This is a genomic window from Catellatospora coxensis (assembly GCF_016862635.1).
Lineage (GTDB): Bacteria > Actinomycetota > Actinomycetes > Mycobacteriales > Micromonosporaceae > Catellatospora > Catellatospora coxensis.
This window is the reverse complement of the sequence record NZ_BONI01000186.1, coordinates 1-1,754: the sequence shown is the minus strand read 5'-3', so window position 1 is coordinate 1,754 and position 1,754 is coordinate 1. Positions and strand designations below refer to the sequence as shown.

Below are 1,754 nucleotides of genomic sequence, written 5' to 3'. Positions count from 1 at the left end.
TGCCAGGCAAGAATTCCTGGCCCTGGCGGGCCGCCCGTAGGTGGGTGAAACTCGGGGTGGTGCCGCTCGCTGTCGCCGGTCCGACTTGGTGTCGTGTGCCTGAAGGCAAGAATGGCGCTGGAGCCCGTCCCTGGTGTCCCAGGTTGTCGCCCCCGTGCACGTTTCTCAGTTTCGTGAGTTCGACGGGCTCTGCGGGTGGTGCCGTTTGTCGGTGGCGCAGGGACGGAGGGCTCGTGGAGATCTTGTACGAGCGGGTGGCCGGGATCGACGTGCACAAGAGGCAGGTCACGGTCACGGCGCGGACCCCGGGCGGGCCGGGTCGGGGCAGGCAGGAGAAGACCCGCACGTTCAAGACGTTCTACGCCGATCTGCTGGCGATGGCGTCGTGGCTGGTCGAGTTGCAGGTCACGCATGTGGCGATGGAGTCGACCGGGGTGTACTGGTGGCCGGTGCACGCCGCGTTGGCGCAGGTCGGCGGTGAGGGGTTGACGGTCGAGGTCGTCAACGCCGCGCACGTCAAAGCGGTCCCGGGGCGTAAGACCGATGTCAAGGACGCGCAGTGGCTGGCCCGATTGATGGAGGTCGGGCTGCTGCGGGGCAGTTTCATACCCCCGCGGGAGGTCCGCCGGTTGCGGGACCTGACCCGCTATCAGACGAAGCTGACCGAAGAACGCAGCCGGGAGAAGCAGCGGCTGCTCAAGACTTTGGAAGCCGGCGGGATCAAGCTCGACGACGTCGCGTCGGACACCTTCGGGGTGTCCGGGCGGGCGATGCTGGCGGCGCTGGCCGCGGGCGAGCGTGACCCGGTGGTGCTGGCGGGCCTGGCCCGTGGGGTGCTGCGCAACAAGACCGCCGAGTTGCGGTTGGCGCTGTCGGGCCGCTTCGACGACCACCACGGCCAGTTGGTCGCTTTGCACCTGGCCCGTATCGACCACCTTGACCACATGCTGGGCCAGGTCAGCGCCCGTATCGGCAGCGCTGCGGCCGATGGGCAGGGCCTGCTGGCCCCGTTCACGGCCGAGGCCGACCTGCTCACCACGATCCCCGGGGTCGGCGCGCGCGTGGCCGCCTGCGTGATCGGCGAGATCGGCACCGACATGGCCCGGTTCCCGACTGCCAAGCACCTGGCCGCGTGGGCCGGGCTCGCACCGGGCAACAACGAGTCCGGTGGCCGTCGCCGCCGCGCCGGGCACCGCAAAGGCAACACCCACCTGCAGTCGATCCTGATCGAGGCCGCGCAGGCCGCCGCCCGGACCCGCACGAGGCTGGGCGCCCGCTACCACCGGCTGCACCGGCGCTTCGGCGGACGGGCCAAACCCGGCGCGGGCAAGAAAGCCGCGTTCGCCGTCGCGCACACCATCATCAAGGTCGTCCACCGGATGCTGTCGACCGGCCGTCCCTACACCGACCTCGGCGCGGACTTCTACACCCGCAGCAGCGATCCCGCAGCCTATGTCCGCAGCCTGATCACCCGCCTGGAAGGCGCCACCGGCCGCAAGATCGTGTGGGGTGAAGACCTCAACGAACCAACCCCGGTCACCTGACCGACCCGACAGGGGCGGGAAGAGCGCCGACAATGCCGTTTCCGGCGAACAGGTCAGACCCCGAAGGGCCGACAACGTGGTCGCCCTTCCCGCCATACCGCAGCTTGCCGCACCCGAACCGGACACGGCAAGCCCACACACATGCCCTCATCCCGGCTACGCCGGGATGCTGCCGCACACCACCCACCGCCCGAGTTTCTTCTCAGTCGG

1 protein-coding gene is annotated in these 1,754 nt (G+C 69.6%); it reads left to right on the top strand.

All coding sequences use genetic code 11. From position 1 onward, the window contains the following. Positions 1–233 precede the first annotated feature (233 nt). Positions 234–1,544, top strand: a complete 1,311-nt coding sequence (locus tag Cco03nite_RS41900) for an IS110 family RNA-guided transposase (protein WP_203699617.1) — start codon at positions 234–236, stop codon at positions 1,542–1,544. The last annotated feature ends 210 nt before the right edge of the window (positions 1,545–1,754 follow it).